Genomic DNA, 15,168 nt, shown 5'->3' with positions numbered 1-15,168 from the left:
TACGTACATGTATGTCAATATCTTTTTTAAATAATCATTTGTTTTGTAAAAGAACAAATGTAGCAGGTAGCCGTCTATTCGTTAATGGTATTTCAAATAAAAAAGCCGGCAATTTGCCGGCTCATGCTATTATGCTAATTTTACGCGTCTTGCGAAATCTTTAAATCGGAATTTATCCGGGCGGTGTCTTGCATTGGTATATTGAAAGATTCGTGCATCATCAAGATATGAGCAGGACTCCACATTCACAACCATATCATACTGTTTCATATCCAGAACCTTCGTATCCAGACCGCTCACGTTCTGGCATGTGATTTCCTTTTCCGCATAGGCGATTTTCAGATGCAGGGTTTCTTCGATATAGGAGTACAATGACTGTTCCAGAATCTCTTCGTTCAGCTCCGGAATAATAGAAGCATCCAGTATATCCGTATCCAGAATAACGGCTTCATGGTCAATGATCCGAACCCTTTGAACAAGCCAGATTTCATCCTCCGGGCTCATATGAAACAATTGCCGGATACGGGCATCCGGATGAGTTTTTTCAAGACAAATCACCTTTGTCTGCACATCCTGTTCCATTTTATCGGCAAGCTCTTTAAAGCTGACAACACCGGAAACCGGAAAGTCATAGCGCTGTCGGTCCAGAACAATACTTCCTCTTCCCTTGGATTTCTGTATATATCCGTTTTGTGCAAGCAGCAGCAAGGCTTTTCGAATGGTATCTCTGGATGCTTCATAGATTTTCATAAGCTCATATTCACCGGGAAGCGTATCTCCGGCTGCATAGAGATTCTGTTCAATTCTTCCTAATATATCCCTGTAAATCGCTTCGTATTTTGACATTGTCATCACCTACTTGATTTTATCATGTACGTACAAATTCGTCAAAGGGAATTCTGTTTTCATAAAATCAAATATCGTATTCGCTTCGTACAGCATCATATATCTGACGTGTAATCTCGTCGAAGCATACCAGATAAACAATCTTTATACAGGTTTCCTTTTCTTCCAGTATTGTCCGGATGGCAATGTGGGCAGCCTGTTCCAAGGGGAAGTGATATACGCCGGTACTAATGGCAGGAAAAGCGATGGAGGTTATATGATACTCCTTCGCCAGCTTCATACAGCTTCGATAGCAGCTTTCCAGCAACTCGCATTCCCCATGATTTCCACCCTGCCATCTCGGACCCGGTGTATGAATTACATAGGAACAAGGCAGCCGGTATCCCTTTGTGATTTTTGCTTCTCCTGTCTTGCACCCGTGAAGGGTACGGCACTCTTCTAAAAGCTCAGGTCCGGCAGCACGATGAATTGCTCCGTCGACACCGCCTCCCCCAAGCAGGGAAACATTGGCTGCATTCACGATGGCATCCACCTGTAGGGTTGTAATGTCGCCTGATAAAATCTTTATCATCATATCATTCCCTCACTCATGAAATATCGTCTGAATGAAATTTTTCGGTCCGTGTCTATACAGCAGAACAATGCCTTCTTTGCCAAGGTCACGATAAATATCATCAAAATAAAACATGCCTGCAACAGAGGGGAATTCCAGAATTCCTGTGTCACGGCACTGACCAGGATCTTATGCTGTAAGGCTTTTGTTTCCACCTGCAGCGCCTGTGAAAGAAGACCGAAGGCACGCTCCTTATGCGCTTCATATTTCTGTATATAAAACTTATAGCTGCTGCAGGAAGCATTCCATGCCAGATAATTCGCAAGACCGTTTGTGAATGCCAGATGGTTTAACAGGCTGAGATATTTACGGGAACGTACAGGGAACTGCTTCTGAATCAGATACTTTGATAGCTCGAAGGTCAGATAATTCTGCAAAATATAGGTCATCTGTGAAACTATACGGGTATAATCAGCAATATGAATCAGATCAATCAGGATACAAAGCCCTTCCTCTGATTTCACAATGCGGTTTTCCTTTGTGCCGACAACCGCCATGATACAGACAGTCTCCAGCTGCTCCCTGTAATTGGGAAAAACAGCCTCAAAAAGCTCCTTGTTAAAGGTCGGAAATTCTTCTACGATGCTTTCCAGCTGCGAGTCCAGCTCCTGTACGATATCCCTTCGTTTCGAATCAGCCTCCTTGTACTCCTGCAGCAGGTAAAAATGCTTTTCCTCTGTTACAGGTCTTCCTTCCAGAAATGCGGCAGCTATGCGATTGTCATACAGCATAAAAGACCCCTCCTTTTGTAATTCATTATATCACGTTTCCATCACCTGCGTGAATGTTTTGCCATATCCCTTATAAGATGCACATTCCCGGGGAAAGCTAACAGAGAGGATGTGATTATATGAGAAAAGAAGTATGGCGTGATGTGATTTTAAGCAGTGTGGCATTTCTTGCACTGATGTGGGTTGCTTTTTTCTGGGCCCAGAAATATTTCCCGATGGAACAGGATAGTGCTGCAGTCGCCAAGGTGGAAGAAAAAAAGGTTGCGTATTTAACCTTTGATGACGGTCCCAGCAAGCACACGCAGGAGGTACTGGATATTCTGGATACCTACCATGTCAAGGCTACGTTTTTTGTGACGGGAAGCAATCCGGAGTATTACGACCTGATTAAGAAAGCGGATGCTAAGGGGCATGCGATCGGTATTCATACCTTCTCCCATGATTATGGTAAAATCTATTCCAGTGAGGAGGCGTATTTTGAGGATGTCAATAAAACGAATGCGCTGATTGAAAAACAGACGGGACATAAGGTGAATATCCTGCGCTTTCCCGGAGGCACCAGCAATACGGTATCCAGAAAGTACAGCAGCGGCATTATGAGTACGCTGGCAGCTTCTGTAACGCAAAAAGGGTATGAATACTATGACTGGAATGCTTCAAACGGGGATGGAAACTGTTATGTAGGAAGTGATTCACTGATCAATACGGCATTAAAGGAAATCAGGGATAAAAAAGAGGTAATGATTCTGATGCATGATGGAACCGGAAACAAGGCAACGGTAGAGGCGCTTCCTACGATTCTGAAAAGTATGCTGTCACAGGGTTATGAGTTTCGTGTCATTGACTCTTCCACACCGGTATTTCATCATCATATCGCAAACTGAGAAAGTATGGTATAATAATTCATATGCAGTTGCTTGACAGGTGATGAAATATGAAAATAACAAGAGAAAAAAATCTGGATGAAATAAAAAACGGATATACAAAGGACAAACGTAATTTTTACCATTGTAATTTTTGCGATGCAGTGTTTGAGGATGGTGAAATTTTTCCGATAAACGGGCATTTTTACCGTGCCGAAAAGGCGGTGCAGATGCATATACAAAAGGAGCATGGTTCTGTGTTTGAACAGCTGCTGCAGCTGGATAAGAAATCCTGCAGTCTGACCGATGTGCAGAAAAAGCTCCTGCAGTATATTCATGAAGGGAAAACCGATAAGGAAATAGCCTCGCTGACAAGTACAAGTGCGTCAACCGTCCGCCATCAGCGCTTTGTATTCCGAGAAAAAGCAAGACAGGCGAAAATGTATCTGGCTCTATATGAGCTATCGGTGGAGGGTATGATGGATAATCTGCTGGAGGTGCATGACCATGCCGCACAGGTGGATGAACGCTATGTCGCAACCAGTGAGGATGAGGAGCAGGTGCTGAAGACGATGACGCTCTCTATCGATCCGCTGAAATTAAAGCAGATTCCGGCTAAGGAAAAAAAGAAAATTATTATACTACGAAAAATTTGTGAATTTCTGGAGCCGCATCAGGTATACAGCGAAGAGGAAATCAATGCCTTTTTAAAGCAGATATTTGAGGATTTTGTATCACTGCGCCGCTATCTGATTGAGTACGGCTTTTTGCATCGGACAAAGGATTGTCAGTTCTATTCAATGGATCTAGGAAGAATCCGGGAGGTGGAAGACCATGAATGAAAGCCTGCACTGGTATGAAAATGAGGATCAGGTAAAGCATGTCTCGCGCTGTATGCGAATGTATCCTTTCTAAGATTACGATGAAAGGAGGAGCATAGTATGCAAAGCATCGTACATGCTTACTGGAATGCAATACATGAGCTGCGTTTTCAAGATGTAAGAGAGTTGTTCTGTGATACTGCAGAAATTACATGGCCCAATACGGAGGAAGTCTTTACCCTTGATGAATTTATAGCTGTAAATGAAGCCTATCCCGGAGAATGGGAGGAAGAGGTTCTGAAATGCTATGAAACAGGGGATATGATTATAAGTGAAACAATGGTGAAGGGACAGGAAGTATCCTATCTTGCCATTGGTTTCTTCACAATACAGGGAGGGAAAATCACTGCCCTGCGTGAGTATTGGACTGCTGTGGAAGCAGTCCCGGAATGGAGAAAAGAGCTGTTAAAAAGCAGATAGGGAATGCATGCATTCTCTGTCTTTTTATCTCACCATTCACGGAGCTTCTGACCGCCGTTCGATACATTGTAATTGTTTCAGCAGACGGATAAAATTATCATATAGGTGTTAGATGGTGGATACTATCATCATAGGTATGGAAGAGCTTCTGCTGTTTGTCCCATTCGGTGGAAGTATGCATTGTAAAAGGAGCTGGTTTCATGAAGTTTGCGACAAGTCTTACCAGCCTTGCATGCTGGCTCATGGCAATCGTACCCGGTGTGTACCTGCTCGCCTATCTCAGTGCCCGATACCTTCATTTGCCATCTGCATATTATTATACAATACTGGCGCTGGCTGCCACCGGCTACGCAATATTCCTGTTCCTGGTGTATCGGCTGAAATGCCGTATTCACAATTCCGCGCGCAGCCGGGATGGGGAAACCTCGGCAGACTGCATGAACAGTGATCAGTAGGACGAAAGGGTTATTGAGTAAATAACCTTTTTTTCTCGTCTTTTTGTGATACAATTACGTAGTAAATGGCAGGTGTTTTTATGTTGAATGATACAATAGCCGCAATCTCCACAGCGGCGGTGGATGGGGCAATCTCCATCATCCGAATGAGTGGAGCGGATGCGTTGTCGATTGCGGACAGCATTCTGAATTTTAATGTAGGAGAGAAAAAAAGCCATACGATCAGCTATGGCTATGTTTATGATCAGGAGCACGATGAACTGATTGATGAGGTGCTTGTCAGTGTTTTTCGTGCACCGAAGACCTTTACCTGTGAGGATATCGTAGAAATAAACTGTCATGGCGGACGGTTTATCACAAAGAAAATTCTGCGGCTGTGTCTTGCGCATGGCGCACGTCTTGCGAATCCCGGTGAATTTACACAGCGTGCCTTCTTAAACGGCCGGATTGATCTGACGCAGGCAGAAGCTGTGAATGACATGATACAGGCAGATACCGATGAAAATGCACGCATGGCTGTGCAGGGTATTCGCGGAAGCGTCAGAAAGCTGCTGGAGCCCCTGATTCAGGATCTGCTGGATATTATCGCAAACATTGAGGTAAACATCGATTATCCGGAGTATGATGATGTGGAGCAGCTGAGCAGCGAAATCATTCAGCCAAAGGCTGAGGAGTGGATGATGCGTATCCGGCAAATTCTGGACCGTGCACAGAGCGGTCAGCTGTTGAAGGAGGGCATCAAAACAGCAATTGTCGGTAAGCCGAATGTCGGGAAAAGCAGCCTTTTGAATGCGCTGCTTGAGGAAGAGAAGGCGATTGTGACAGATATCGCAGGAACTACACGCGATATAGTGGAAGGACATATCCATTTGCAGGGACTGACTCTGAATCTGATTGATACGGCAGGAATACGGGATACAGAGGATGTTGTGGAACAAATCGGTATCCGGCGAAGCTTACAGGCAATTTCCGAGGCACAGCTTGTAATCGTCGTACTGGACAGCAGCCATGCACTGGATGCGCAGGATGAGGATCTGCTGGAGCTGACGAAGGATAAGACGCGTATCATCGTATACAATAAAACCGATATCTCCCATCGCTGTGAGGGCATATGCATATCCGCAGCCAGTGGTGAGATTGAGCCTTTGATGGCAAAGATACATGAACTGTTCGACGGTCATCAGCTGGTACTGCAGGAGCCGCTGCTGCAAAATGAGCGCCAGATCTCTTTAATGATGAAGGCAGAGAGCTGTATGCGGCAGGCGCTTGCTGCCATGAAGTCGAAAATGGAGCTGGATATCGTTGCTATCGATATACAGGAAGCCTATACAGCCTTAAAGGAGATACTCGGGGAAGTCCATCGTGAGGATCTACTCGACACCTTATTCTCCAATTTCTGTCTGGGAAAATAAGCAGGAGGGAAAAATGTTATGAATACATTGATCGATACACATTGTCATATCACCTGTGATGCCCTGTATGAGCGCATTGACGAGGTATTGGAGAATGCAAGGCAGGCAGGTATAGAAAAAATGCTCATCATCTGTACGGACTTTACAGAATATGAGCGTGCACAGCAGCTAAAGGAGCGCGAACCGGAGCGCTTTGATATCGCACTGGGCTTTCATCCGAACGATTTGTACGCGTTTCAGGAAGCCGATTATGAGCGGCTGGAGGAGCTGCTGAAACAGGAGCGCCTTATCGCCGTCGGTGAAATCGGACTGGATTATCATTGGGAGGATGTACAGCCGCAGGATCAGAAGACCGGCTTTATCCGGCAGATCAGGCTTGCGCAAAAATACAACAAACCGATTCTTATTCATATGAGAGAGGCAACGAAGGATACGCTGGACATTCTGAAGGATATGGGTCCGCTGAAGGGGATCATGCATTGCTACAGCGGAAGTAAGGAAGTGGCTATGGAGCTGATAAAAATCGGTTTTTATATATCCTTTGGCGGACCGCTTACATTTAAAAACTCAAGAGGGGCTCCGGCAACGGCAGAAGCGCTTCCTTTGAACCGGCTGTTTGTGGAAACTGACAGTCCCTATCTGACGCCGCATCCGTTCAGGGGCAAGCAGAATGAGCCGATGTATGTCAGATATACATTTGACAAGCTGTGTGAAATCAAAGCGGTGGAGAAAAATCCGGCGGCAGAGCAGCTGCGGAAAAATTATGAGGAATTATTTTCAAAATAAGTATACAGGCAGCTGATGGACATCTTAAATTGTAAAAAAGAAAGTCACCTATCCAACAGATGGAAAGAGCGGCTGATAGAGAAAATGCTGTCATGTGCATAAGAGAAAACCTTTCGCGCATGAGTCATCCTGCCTGCTGTTGCTTTTGATAGAAGTATTCTAAAAAGGTAGACGATTTTTAAAAGTCGTCTACCTTTTCAGCAGTCATCAGGTACTGGTAAGCAGGGTACAGCATGTATTACATCAGGATTGCCTTGCCTCTGTACCAGGTATTGATATGTATGAGACACACTGCTTGAATTTGAAAATGCGGATTTGATTCCTGCTGCAGCGCTATTTCCAAGCACAGAATTACACAGCTGCATGATTAGGAAAAAACGCTATGTAAGTCTTCTGATAAGGGACTTATCCATGGATAAGCATATGTTATGAATAAAAAAAGCCTTTTTTCAAAGGCTTATCAGCAGAAATGGTCGGAATGACAGGATTTGAACCTGCGACCTCTTGCTCCCGAAGCAAGCGCACTACCAAGCTGTGCTACATCCCGATGTCCTATACTATTTTATTCCGTTTTATGAAAATATGCAACAAAAAAAAGCGCATTTTCATAAAAAAGCGCTATCTTTTGAAATTTTTGATTTTCTGGAAGGTATCTTCGCTGATCACATGCTCAATATGACAGGCTTCTTCCTCTGCTGTATCCGGTGCAACACCAAGTACATCCTCCAGAAAGGAACGAATAGTCGTATGACGCTGATACACCTTGACAGCCAGCTTTCTTCCCTCCGGAGTAAAATGAATATCCCCATAGGTTTCCTGCTGAACAAGTCCTTTTTCCTTTAATACATTCATAGCCTTATTCACACTTGGCTTGGAAACATCCATTTTTTTTGCCACATCCACACAACGGATCTTGCCGTTTTCATTATCCAGGATCAGCAGAGTTTCCAGATAATCCTCCAACGATTCACCTAATATCACCTTTATCACCTCAATGCCTTTTCATCAATATACCACATATTTGTTATTCTGAACATAAATTTTTATATTTCTCTTCCTTGAATCCGACCGCAATTCCTTTTTCACAGATCAGCAGCGGACGCTTGATCAGCATACCGTTTCCGGCAAGTAAATTCAGCTGCTCCTCCTCGCTAAGCTCCTTCAAACGATCCTTCAGCTTCAGCTCCTTGTAAACATTTCCGGAGGTATTAAAAAATTTTTTTAATTCCAGTCCACTCTGTTTTACCCACGCACGAAGCTCCTCCACAGTAGGTGTTTCTTCAACGATATGGCGAATTTCCAGCTCCATTCCGGCATCCTGCAGATATTTCTTTGCTTTTCTGCATGTTGAGCAGGTTGGATATTCAATAAACAGCATACGCATAATTTCAGTCTCCCATCTTTTTTATAATCATAACCAAGAATACATGAAATTGCAAATACATTGCCTGTAGGAAGGGTACAATAAGCAAATGTAATGAATAATTCCTATTTATATATCAGGTAGAAATGCAATCTGCTTTCGATAAACATGCAAAGGATTTCATACATCATGAATTGCGGCATGTTTTTGGTAAAGCATGCCTACATCCGTTTCCAGCCATCGTATAAACATTCATAAGGTGATATCCCGGTTCCTGTTAAAAGCCTGTAACAAAAAAAGGGTACCGTGGTGTACCCAATAAGGTTACTGATTGAAGTAAAAGCCGTTGAAGGTGTATTTATAAACCCGGTAAATATATTTTTCACCCTCCATGGTAAAGGAACGAATCAGCGTATGATCACTGTCATATTCCTGGAAATTAAATGCCATACCACTGTCCACAATAGTATTGCCACCGATATTCTGCACGCTGGATACATAGGGGGAATACGGAACATCAAATGTATCCACAAGCTCATAGGTGCCCTTGCTTTCATCTACCAGATATTTGTAATATTTGCTAACAGCATCCTCTGCCTTCACCTCGGTAGGGATATTCAGCTGACTCCAGTCATAGGCTGTATTCGTGGAAGAGTATCCGAAATTATTATTGAACATATACAGATAATACTGACCATCAGCCAGAGAATCGTCTTCCACATAGGTTATGGAATGCTGTCCGGTCTGTGAGGTGAAGCTGTTCGCCTTATCCAGCAGCAGGTATGCATAGTCGCTGTCTTCCCAATAGGTCTTTTCTCCCATCATATAATCTATTTCCGGTGTACCATAGATATCCGTAATTTTGACGATGGTGCTAGTTTCCCGGCTGCTCACAAGAATTTCGTTATCTCCCATCCACTGAATGGTATTCAGGTGCGTCCAATCCAGCTCGTCGCTGTCTTTGTCATATACAGAGGCCTTATAGGTAGGAAACAAATCGCCCATATCTACGACCTGAGACACGGCACCGCTGGAAACATCAAGGCGGATAATCATATCCTCAACCGTATCCTTTGTCGTATCGGTCGCAAGAATCAGCATATCTCCATTATCATCAAAGACGTAATCATGGTGCAGATCATAGTTTCCCAGATCAAATACATTGGTAATCTGTCCCAGTGCATCCATCTCAGCCATCTTATTTGTACTGATACTGTAATACATGCGTTCATTCGCAAACAGCAGACGGTGTGAGCGATAGCCTTCAATTGGAACCTCACCGCGCAGGATACCGTTGTTATCATAATAATACATGAAGTCATCCTCATCACTGTCATTACCGAGAATAACGTACAGACCATCGCTGAGCTCTTCCCTGCTGCTACCTTCCTTTGCTTCCAGCTGAATGGATTCGTTTCCTCTTAGGGAGCCGCAGGTATAGGTATATGTGACATCCTTATTCGTACCGTCTTCATATTCCATATGCAAGGTAATCGTATTCTCGTGATCCGGTATCATACCAATCAGCTGATATTCGTGTGTTCGTGTATAATCACTGTTCAATGTGCGTGTGAAATCCGCAATCTTATCATCCTCCACATGGATCGTGTAGCTGATTTTCGCCCCCTGTGCAGTTGTGAAATAAGTATACATGGAAAGTGTGTTTGTACCAAACGGATTATAGACCATCAAAGCATTGTTTTCGCTGTGGCTCCCCTGTGCAATCTGTTCATCCAGAGTTTTACGAATGGTATTCTGCTTTTCCACATTATAAATTTCCTTTACTGCTGTTTTTCCGGAAACAATACTGCCAATCGTATTTGTCGTATTTGGCTTGGACAGCCAGGCCACCAGACATAGAGATACCGTCACAATCGTTAAAATCATAGCACTTCTTTTCTTTTTGTTCATTTTTATCACCACAGCTATTGTATCAATGCTCTGTGAAGTTTTTCTGAAGCAGCTGTGAACGCTTTTCAAAAATAAGGGCAATACCATGTGAATCCTGCTGCAGTTAAAAAGACAGTCCGAAGGGACTGTCCATATTATCTGTGGTATAGCTTTTTCGTCTGATATCTGTCTTCGCATGTCAGATTGACATTCAGCTTGCGGAAGGTATTCGCATCCACCTGGGACAGAATTACTGTGCTGTGTGCTTCGCAGTCCTTCAGCTTATCCAGCTGCTGCAAGGCTAGATGTGATACCGGATTGGTGGTTGCACTGATAGATAGCGCAATCAGAATTTCATCCGTATGCAGTCTCGGGTTATGATTTCCCAGAGAGTTCACCTTCAGCTTCTGAATCGGCTCGATGATGTTTGGTGAAATCAGTGGAATTTCATCGTTAATATTACCCAGTGCCTTCAATGCATTCAGCAAAGCGGCAGAGCTTGCCCCCAGCAATGAGGTTGTTTTTCCTGTTACGATCCGCCCGTCCGGCAATTCGATTGCCACAGCCGGTGCCTCTGTTTCTTCAGATTTATCCAGTGCGGGTTTCACAACATTTCGCTCCTCAGGCTGAATGTTCGCCTGTGACATGATGATTTCTATCTTACCGATGGTATCTTCACTCGTATGTCCTTTTTTATAATCTACTCTGGCTTTATAATAGCGGCGTATGATCTCATCGCTGCTGGCACGCTTTGCGGCCTCATCATTCATAATGCAGTAGCCTGCCATATTCACACCCATATCCGTTGGAGATTTATAAGGGCTTGTTCCAAGGATTTTCTCAAACATGGCATTCAGAACCGGGAAAATTTCTACATCACGGTTATAGTTGACAGTCGTTTCCCCATATGCCTCCAGGTGGAACGGGTCGATCATATTGATATCGTTTAAATCCGCGGTTGCAGCCTCATAAGCCAGATTCACCGGATGCTTCAGCGGAAGGTTCCAGATCGGGAAGGTTTCAAATTTCGCATATCCCGCCTTGATCCCGCGTTTGTGCTCATGATAGAGCTGAGACAGGCAGGTTGCCATTTTACCGGAGCCGGGTCCCGGTGCCGTTACAACGATCAACGGCTTTGTTGTTTCTATGTATTCATTCTTGCCGTAGCCTTCATCGGATACGATCAAAGGTATATTGTTCGGATACCCTGCGATTGGATAATGCAGATAAACATGGACACCCAGATGCTCCAGATGTGCTTTAAAGGTATCTGCAGAAGCCTGATTCGCATATTGTGTGATGACAACACTGCCGACGTACAGCCCGGTATCACGGAATGCATCAATCAGACGCAGCACCTCAACATCATAGGTGATGCCCATATCGCTTCGTATCTTGTTTTTCTCTATATCATTTGCGGATACCGCAATGACGATTTCCACTTCCTCTTTCAGCTCAAGGAGCATTTCCAGTTTACTATCCGGCTGAAATCCCGGCAGAACTCTGGCAGCATGGTGATCATCAAACAGCTTTCCGCCAAACTCCAGATATAATTTATTGTCAAAATTGCTGATCCGTTCCAAGATGTGCTTGGATTGCAGTTTTAAATACTTGTCATTATCAAATGCCATTTCTTTCATCGTTCCACTCCTTTTCAACCCACTATTTCGTATTATACCAAAAAAGACATGCATTTACTAATTAAATGGGAAAAAATCGGGAATATTTTATGATGTACAGCGGATTCGTATGCAGGAAATGACAAGTTCTTAAGATTTTTCTTTTTATATAGATATCTGTCCTGAAATGCTTTATAATAATAATGCACTTTTGCGCCTGTAAAGAATCACGCGAACAGTAAATCACAATAAAATAGTAATACTGGAAGGAGAATTGTCATGGAAGAAGTTATAAAGATTGAAGGAAAGCATGCATTAGAGGGGACAGTTAGAATCAGTGGTTCGAAAAATGCCACGGTTGCACTGATCCCGGCCGCCATTCTGGCAAATGGACCAGTTACTATTTGTGGAGTTCCTGAAATATCTGATGTACAATCCCTGTCTGTACTGCTGAGAGATCTGGGTGTTCTGGTGGACATCCGTTCTTCTGATACCATTGTTATAGATCCAACTTCAATGGAAAATCGTCCTCTGGTACAGGACGCTGTAAATAAACTTCGCGCTTCCTATTATTTCATGGGAGCACTGCTGGGCAAATACGGCCATGTGGAAATTAAAATGCCGGGAGGCTGCTATCTGGGACCCAGACCGATTGATTTGCATTTAAAGGGCTTTGAAGCATTAGGAGCTGAAATACGCTATGACCACGGCTCCTATATTCTGGATGCACCACAGCTGACAGGAACCAAGATATTTCTGGATATCGCCAGTGTGGGAGCGACCATCAATATTATGATGGCTGCCGTTCATGCAAAGGGAAGAACAACGATTGAGAATGCCGCCAAGGAACCGGAGATTATTGATGTGGCAACACTGCTGAATAAAATGGGTGCCAATATCCGTGGTGCCGGTACAAATGTTATTACGATTGACGGTGTGGATCAGCTGGCCGGATGCTTTCATGAAATCATCCCGGACAGAATTGAGGCTGCCACGTATATCGTGCTTGCCGCTGCAGCCGCAAAGGAGGTACGTATCGACAATATTATTCCGCATCATCTGGAGGCACTGCTTTCCAAGCTGAAGGAAATCGGTACAGATTTGGAAATCGGTGTGGATAATGTGGTGATTCGCGCTTCCAGGGACTTAAAGGCTGCGGATATCAAGACGCTGCCATATCCGGGCTTTGCGACAGACATTCAGCAGCCGCTGACAGCACTGCTGACGCAGGCACAGGGACAGTCGATTGTAACGGAAACGATTTATACAGAACGGTTCAAGCATTGTCAGGAATTAAACAAGATGGGGGCAAACATCAATGTAATGATACCGAGCTCCTTTATCAATGGGCCAACACCGTTATCCGGTGCCGAGGTCTATGCGACAGATTTAAGATGCGGTGCCTGTCTTGTGATTGCAGGACTGATCGCAGATGGTGTTACAACCATACACAACATCTATCATATTGAACGCGGATATGAGCATATCGATGAAAAGCTCACAGCTCTCGGCGCAAAAATATGGAGAGAAACAGTAGAATAAGCAAAGAGAAGAACGGCTGGCAACGGCGGTTCTTTTTTCGATCCCGGAATTACCGCAGGCAGTGGTGCTTCCGTTTATTCATTCTGCCGGATATGGAAGATTCTATTCTGCGAAAATGAGACAGAGAAATGTTGAAGGGTTAGGCAACCGGACTTCACTGCGCATAGAAAAAAATCGCAGGCAGACCTTTGAATATGATATACTGTCCTTAATACAGGGTCTTGTTTCCTGTGAAATATGGCAGATAGGAGAATGTATATGAAATTAAGAGAACATCTGTATCTACTTTCCGGAGGTGTATATGGCAAGCTGGGAAATGTCTATGCCCTTCAGCATGACAGTGGTTATATTCTGATTGACTGCGGACGATATGATGCACTGGATATCATACGGCAGAATATGGCTTACTGGAATATATCCGAACACAAAATCACGCATGTTCTTTTGACGCACGGTCATGATGATCATGCGGGCAGTTCTTCCTGGTTTCAAAGCATGGGGGCACAAATTTATGTAGGAGCGGGCGATGAAAAGAATATGATCACCGGAAATTTCGGCCCGGAAAGCCCATTTACCAATCATGTGATGCCACCGTGTCATCCGGATGTATGTATTCACGAGGATAGGGATATTTCCGCAGGAGGTCTGTGTATCCATGCACTGCGCATGCCGGGACATACCAGCGGCTCCATGCTTTATCATGTAATGCTGGATAAGGAGGCAGTGCTTTTCAGCGGTGACATGTTTTTTGCGGATGGAGAAACTGGTGAAGCAGCCTATACCGGATGGAAAGGCGATATGGCATATGACGGCTTACGTTTGCTGGAAAGCTTTCAAAAGCTCTGGCGGCTTCAGCTGCATCCGGATATGGTAGCCGGCGGACACGGTATACCGGTGATCGGCAGCCATGCAGATCAGATAATTATGCTGGCATATAAATACGCAATGCTGAACAACCGCTAGGTACCATATACTCTTTCCCATAAACGGCGTATAATAAAGCTGTATAAAAGGAGGAGAAACAAATGAAAAGAATGATTGTGAATGCGGATGATTTCGGCTTCAGTGAGGCGGTAAATCATGGCATATTAAAGGCTATGCAGGAGGGAATTGTCACATCGACTTCAATTATGGCGAATATGCCCGGCTTTGCCCATGCAGTTCAGCTGTATCACGAGCATCCGGATATGGCTGTTGGTGTTCATCTGAATCTTACCTGTTATCGTCCGCTGCTATCCACACATCAAACCCTGGTTACGGAAACCGGCTATTTCCACAAACAGGATGATGTTGCAGGTTATAGTGAATCGGAAATGTATGAAGAATTAAAGGCACAGATAGACTGTGTTCTTGCGCATGGTATTCGGATTGATCATCTGGATTCTCATCACCACATTCATACAACTCAAAAGCTGCAGAAGGTGATGGAAAGACTGAATAAGGAATATGCATTGCCATTTCGCGGCGGCTTTGCATATCCCGTATCCTTTCCGCATGCGCAGCTTTGCATGGATTTCTATGATTCCGGAGTATCCCTATCAGCTTTGGAGGCTGTTTGCGCTAACATATCAGATCACGAGGTGACGGATTTGATGTGCCATCCCGCCTATATTGATCAGTTTCTGTATGAAACAACCTCATATTCATGGAAGCGCATGAAGGAGCTGGAAATCCTGTGCAGTGAAGAAGCGGCTGCTCTGCTTCAGCGATATCAGATACAATTGTGTACCTATAAGGAAGTATAAAA

The 15,168-nt window shown here is 44.2% G+C and carries 16 protein-coding genes and 1 tRNA gene; 9 read left to right on the top strand and 8 right to left on the bottom strand.

What is annotated here, in order from left to right:
• Positions 1 to 129: 129 nt before the first annotated feature.
• The 3 genes from treR to ACESPQ_RS19860 form a co-directional block, all read right to left on the bottom strand.
• Complete coding sequence (gene treR / locus ACESPQ_RS19870; RefSeq protein WP_118002911.1) at positions 130 to 846, bottom strand: trehalose operon repressor; 717 nt, start codon at positions 844 to 846, stop codon at positions 130 to 132.
• Between the two features lie 67 nt (positions 847 to 913).
• Entirely contained in the window at positions 914 to 1,420 is a 507-nt protein-coding gene (locus ACESPQ_RS19865) for an O-acetyl-ADP-ribose deacetylase (RefSeq protein WP_373144807.1), read from the bottom strand.
• A complete protein-coding gene (locus ACESPQ_RS19860; protein WP_373144805.1) occupies positions 1,417 to 2,190 on the bottom strand; it encodes a hypothetical protein in 774 nt (257 codons plus the stop codon). The genes ACESPQ_RS19865 and ACESPQ_RS19860 overlap by 4 nt, the downstream gene beginning before the upstream one ends.
• A gap of 119 nt (positions 2,191 to 2,309) precedes the next feature.
• On the opposite strand from ACESPQ_RS19860, the gene ACESPQ_RS19855 reads away from it, so the two are divergent.
• The 6 genes from ACESPQ_RS19855 to ACESPQ_RS19830 all read left to right on the top strand — a co-directional run bounded on the left by ACESPQ_RS19855 (position 2,310) and on the right by ACESPQ_RS19830 (position 7,007).
• Positions 2,310 to 3,074 carry a polysaccharide deacetylase family protein gene (locus ACESPQ_RS19855; protein ID WP_002606818.1) on the top strand — a complete coding sequence of 255 codons (765 nt, stop codon included), beginning with the start codon at positions 2,310 to 2,312 and terminating at the stop codon, positions 3,072 to 3,074.
• Positions 3,075 to 3,124: 50 nt separating this feature from the next.
• Positions 3,125 to 3,895 carry a DUF2087 domain-containing protein gene (locus ACESPQ_RS19850; RefSeq protein WP_002606819.1) on the top strand — a complete coding sequence of 257 codons (771 nt, stop codon included), beginning with the start codon at positions 3,125 to 3,127 and terminating at the stop codon, positions 3,893 to 3,895.
• Between the two features lie 99 nt (positions 3,896 to 3,994).
• Positions 3,995 to 4,354: a nuclear transport factor 2 family protein gene (locus ACESPQ_RS19845; RefSeq protein ID WP_118002914.1), complete on the top strand. Its 360-nt coding sequence runs from the start codon at positions 3,995 to 3,997 to the stop codon at positions 4,352 to 4,354.
• A 200-nt stretch (positions 4,355 to 4,554) separates the two neighbouring features.
• Positions 4,555 to 4,809, top strand: a complete 255-nt coding sequence (locus ACESPQ_RS19840) for a hypothetical protein (RefSeq protein WP_002606821.1) — start codon at positions 4,555 to 4,557, stop codon at positions 4,807 to 4,809.
• A gap of 80 nt (positions 4,810 to 4,889) precedes the next feature.
• Entirely contained in the window at positions 4,890 to 6,221 is a 1,332-nt protein-coding gene (gene mnmE / locus ACESPQ_RS19835; protein WP_175627730.1) for a tRNA uridine-5-carboxymethylaminomethyl(34) synthesis GTPase MnmE, read from the top strand.
• An 18-nt stretch (positions 6,222 to 6,239) separates the two neighbouring features.
• The gene (locus tag ACESPQ_RS19830) at positions 6,240 to 7,007 is read left to right on the top strand and encodes a TatD family hydrolase (RefSeq protein ID WP_257335666.1); all 768 of its coding nucleotides are present in this window, start codon (positions 6,240 to 6,242) and stop codon (positions 7,005 to 7,007) included.
• Positions 7,008 to 7,477: 470 nt separating this feature from the next.
• On the opposite strand, the gene ACESPQ_RS19825 is transcribed toward ACESPQ_RS19830, so the two are convergent.
• The 5 genes from ACESPQ_RS19825 to ACESPQ_RS19805 all read right to left on the bottom strand — a co-directional run bounded on the left by ACESPQ_RS19825 (position 7,478) and on the right by ACESPQ_RS19805 (position 11,900).
• A tRNA-Pro gene (locus ACESPQ_RS19825) sits at positions 7,478 to 7,554 on the bottom strand.
• A gap of 71 nt (positions 7,555 to 7,625) precedes the next feature.
• Entirely contained in the window at positions 7,626 to 7,988 is a 363-nt protein-coding gene (locus ACESPQ_RS19820; RefSeq protein WP_002606824.1) for a metal-dependent transcriptional regulator, read from the bottom strand.
• A 43-nt stretch (positions 7,989 to 8,031) separates the two neighbouring features.
• Entirely contained in the window at positions 8,032 to 8,391 is a 360-nt protein-coding gene (locus tag ACESPQ_RS19815; RefSeq protein ID WP_175627729.1) for an arsenate reductase family protein, read from the bottom strand.
• A 303-nt stretch (positions 8,392 to 8,694) separates the two neighbouring features.
• Positions 8,695 to 10,281 (bottom strand): aryl-sulfate sulfotransferase, encoded by a 1,587-nt coding sequence (locus ACESPQ_RS19810; protein WP_373144802.1) that lies wholly within the window; start codon positions 10,279 to 10,281, stop codon positions 8,695 to 8,697.
• A 134-nt stretch (positions 10,282 to 10,415) separates the two neighbouring features.
• Positions 10,416 to 11,900, bottom strand: coding sequence for a DUF1846 domain-containing protein (locus tag ACESPQ_RS19805; protein WP_002606827.1), 1,485 nt, complete (start codon positions 11,898 to 11,900; stop codon positions 10,416 to 10,418).
• 258 nt (positions 11,901 to 12,158) lie between these two features.
• Here ACESPQ_RS19805 and ACESPQ_RS19800 point away from each other — a divergent pair, with 258 nt between their 5' ends.
• The 3 genes from ACESPQ_RS19800 to ACESPQ_RS19790 all read left to right on the top strand — a co-directional run bounded on the left by ACESPQ_RS19800 (position 12,159) and on the right by ACESPQ_RS19790 (position 15,166).
• On the top strand, positions 12,159 to 13,421 hold the full coding sequence (locus tag ACESPQ_RS19800) for a UDP-N-acetylglucosamine 1-carboxyvinyltransferase (protein ID WP_002606828.1): 1,263 nt from the start codon (positions 12,159 to 12,161) through the stop codon (positions 13,419 to 13,421).
• A gap of 258 nt (positions 13,422 to 13,679) precedes the next feature.
• Complete coding sequence (locus ACESPQ_RS19795; protein WP_054344556.1) at positions 13,680 to 14,384, top strand: MBL fold metallo-hydrolase; 705 nt, start codon at positions 13,680 to 13,682, stop codon at positions 14,382 to 14,384.
• A gap of 62 nt (positions 14,385 to 14,446) precedes the next feature.
• Positions 14,447 to 15,166: a carbohydrate deacetylase gene (locus ACESPQ_RS19790; protein WP_054344555.1), complete on the top strand. Its 720-nt coding sequence runs from the start codon at positions 14,447 to 14,449 to the stop codon at positions 15,164 to 15,166.
• Positions 15,167 to 15,168: the final 2 nt, after the last annotated feature.

The sequence above is a fragment of the Clostridium sp. HGF2 genome (assembly GCF_964240115.1).
Lineage (GTDB): Bacteria > Bacillota_I > Bacilli_A > Erysipelotrichales > Erysipelotrichaceae > Clostridium_AQ > Clostridium_AQ innocuum.
Note: the sequence above shows the minus strand (reverse complement) of the source record. Positions and strands in the feature narration are given on the sequence as shown.

Bases quoted from the DNA above. Each gene is read 5' to 3' on its own strand.
- treR (WP_118002911.1), bottom strand. From the start codon at position 846: ATGTCAAAATACGAAGCGATTTACAGGGATATATTAGGAAGAATTGAA.
- ACESPQ_RS19865 (WP_373144807.1), bottom strand. From the start codon at position 1,420: ATGATGATAAAGATTTTATCAGGCGACATTACAACCCTACAGGTGGAT.
- ACESPQ_RS19860 (WP_373144805.1), bottom strand. From the start codon at position 2,190: ATGCTGTATGACAATCGCATAGCTGCCGCATTTCTGGAAGGAAGACCT.
- ACESPQ_RS19855 (WP_002606818.1), top strand. From the start codon at position 2,310: ATGAGAAAAGAAGTATGGCGTGATGTGATTTTAAGCAGTGTGGCATTT.
- ACESPQ_RS19850 (WP_002606819.1), top strand. From the start codon at position 3,125: ATGAAAATAACAAGAGAAAAAAATCTGGATGAAATAAAAAACGGATAT.
- ACESPQ_RS19845 (WP_118002914.1), top strand. From the start codon at position 3,995: ATGCAAAGCATCGTACATGCTTACTGGAATGCAATACATGAGCTGCGT.
- ACESPQ_RS19840 (WP_002606821.1), top strand. From the start codon at position 4,555: ATGAAGTTTGCGACAAGTCTTACCAGCCTTGCATGCTGGCTCATGGCA.
- mnmE (WP_175627730.1), top strand. From the start codon at position 4,890: ATGTTGAATGATACAATAGCCGCAATCTCCACAGCGGCGGTGGATGGG.
- ACESPQ_RS19830 (WP_257335666.1), top strand. From the start codon at position 6,240: ATGAATACATTGATCGATACACATTGTCATATCACCTGTGATGCCCTG.
- ACESPQ_RS19815 (WP_175627729.1), bottom strand. From the start codon at position 8,391: ATGCGTATGCTGTTTATTGAATATCCAACCTGCTCAACATGCAGAAAA.
- ACESPQ_RS19810 (WP_373144802.1), bottom strand. From the start codon at position 10,281: ATGAACAAAAAGAAAAGAAGTGCTATGATTTTAACGATTGTGACGGTA.
- ACESPQ_RS19805 (WP_002606827.1), bottom strand. From the start codon at position 11,900: ATGAAAGAAATGGCATTTGATAATGACAAGTATTTAAAACTGCAATCC.
- ACESPQ_RS19800 (WP_002606828.1), top strand. From the start codon at position 12,159: ATGGAAGAAGTTATAAAGATTGAAGGAAAGCATGCATTAGAGGGGACA.
- ACESPQ_RS19795 (WP_054344556.1), top strand. From the start codon at position 13,680: ATGAAATTAAGAGAACATCTGTATCTACTTTCCGGAGGTGTATATGGC.
- ACESPQ_RS19790 (WP_054344555.1), top strand. From the start codon at position 14,447: ATGAAAAGAATGATTGTGAATGCGGATGATTTCGGCTTCAGTGAGGCG.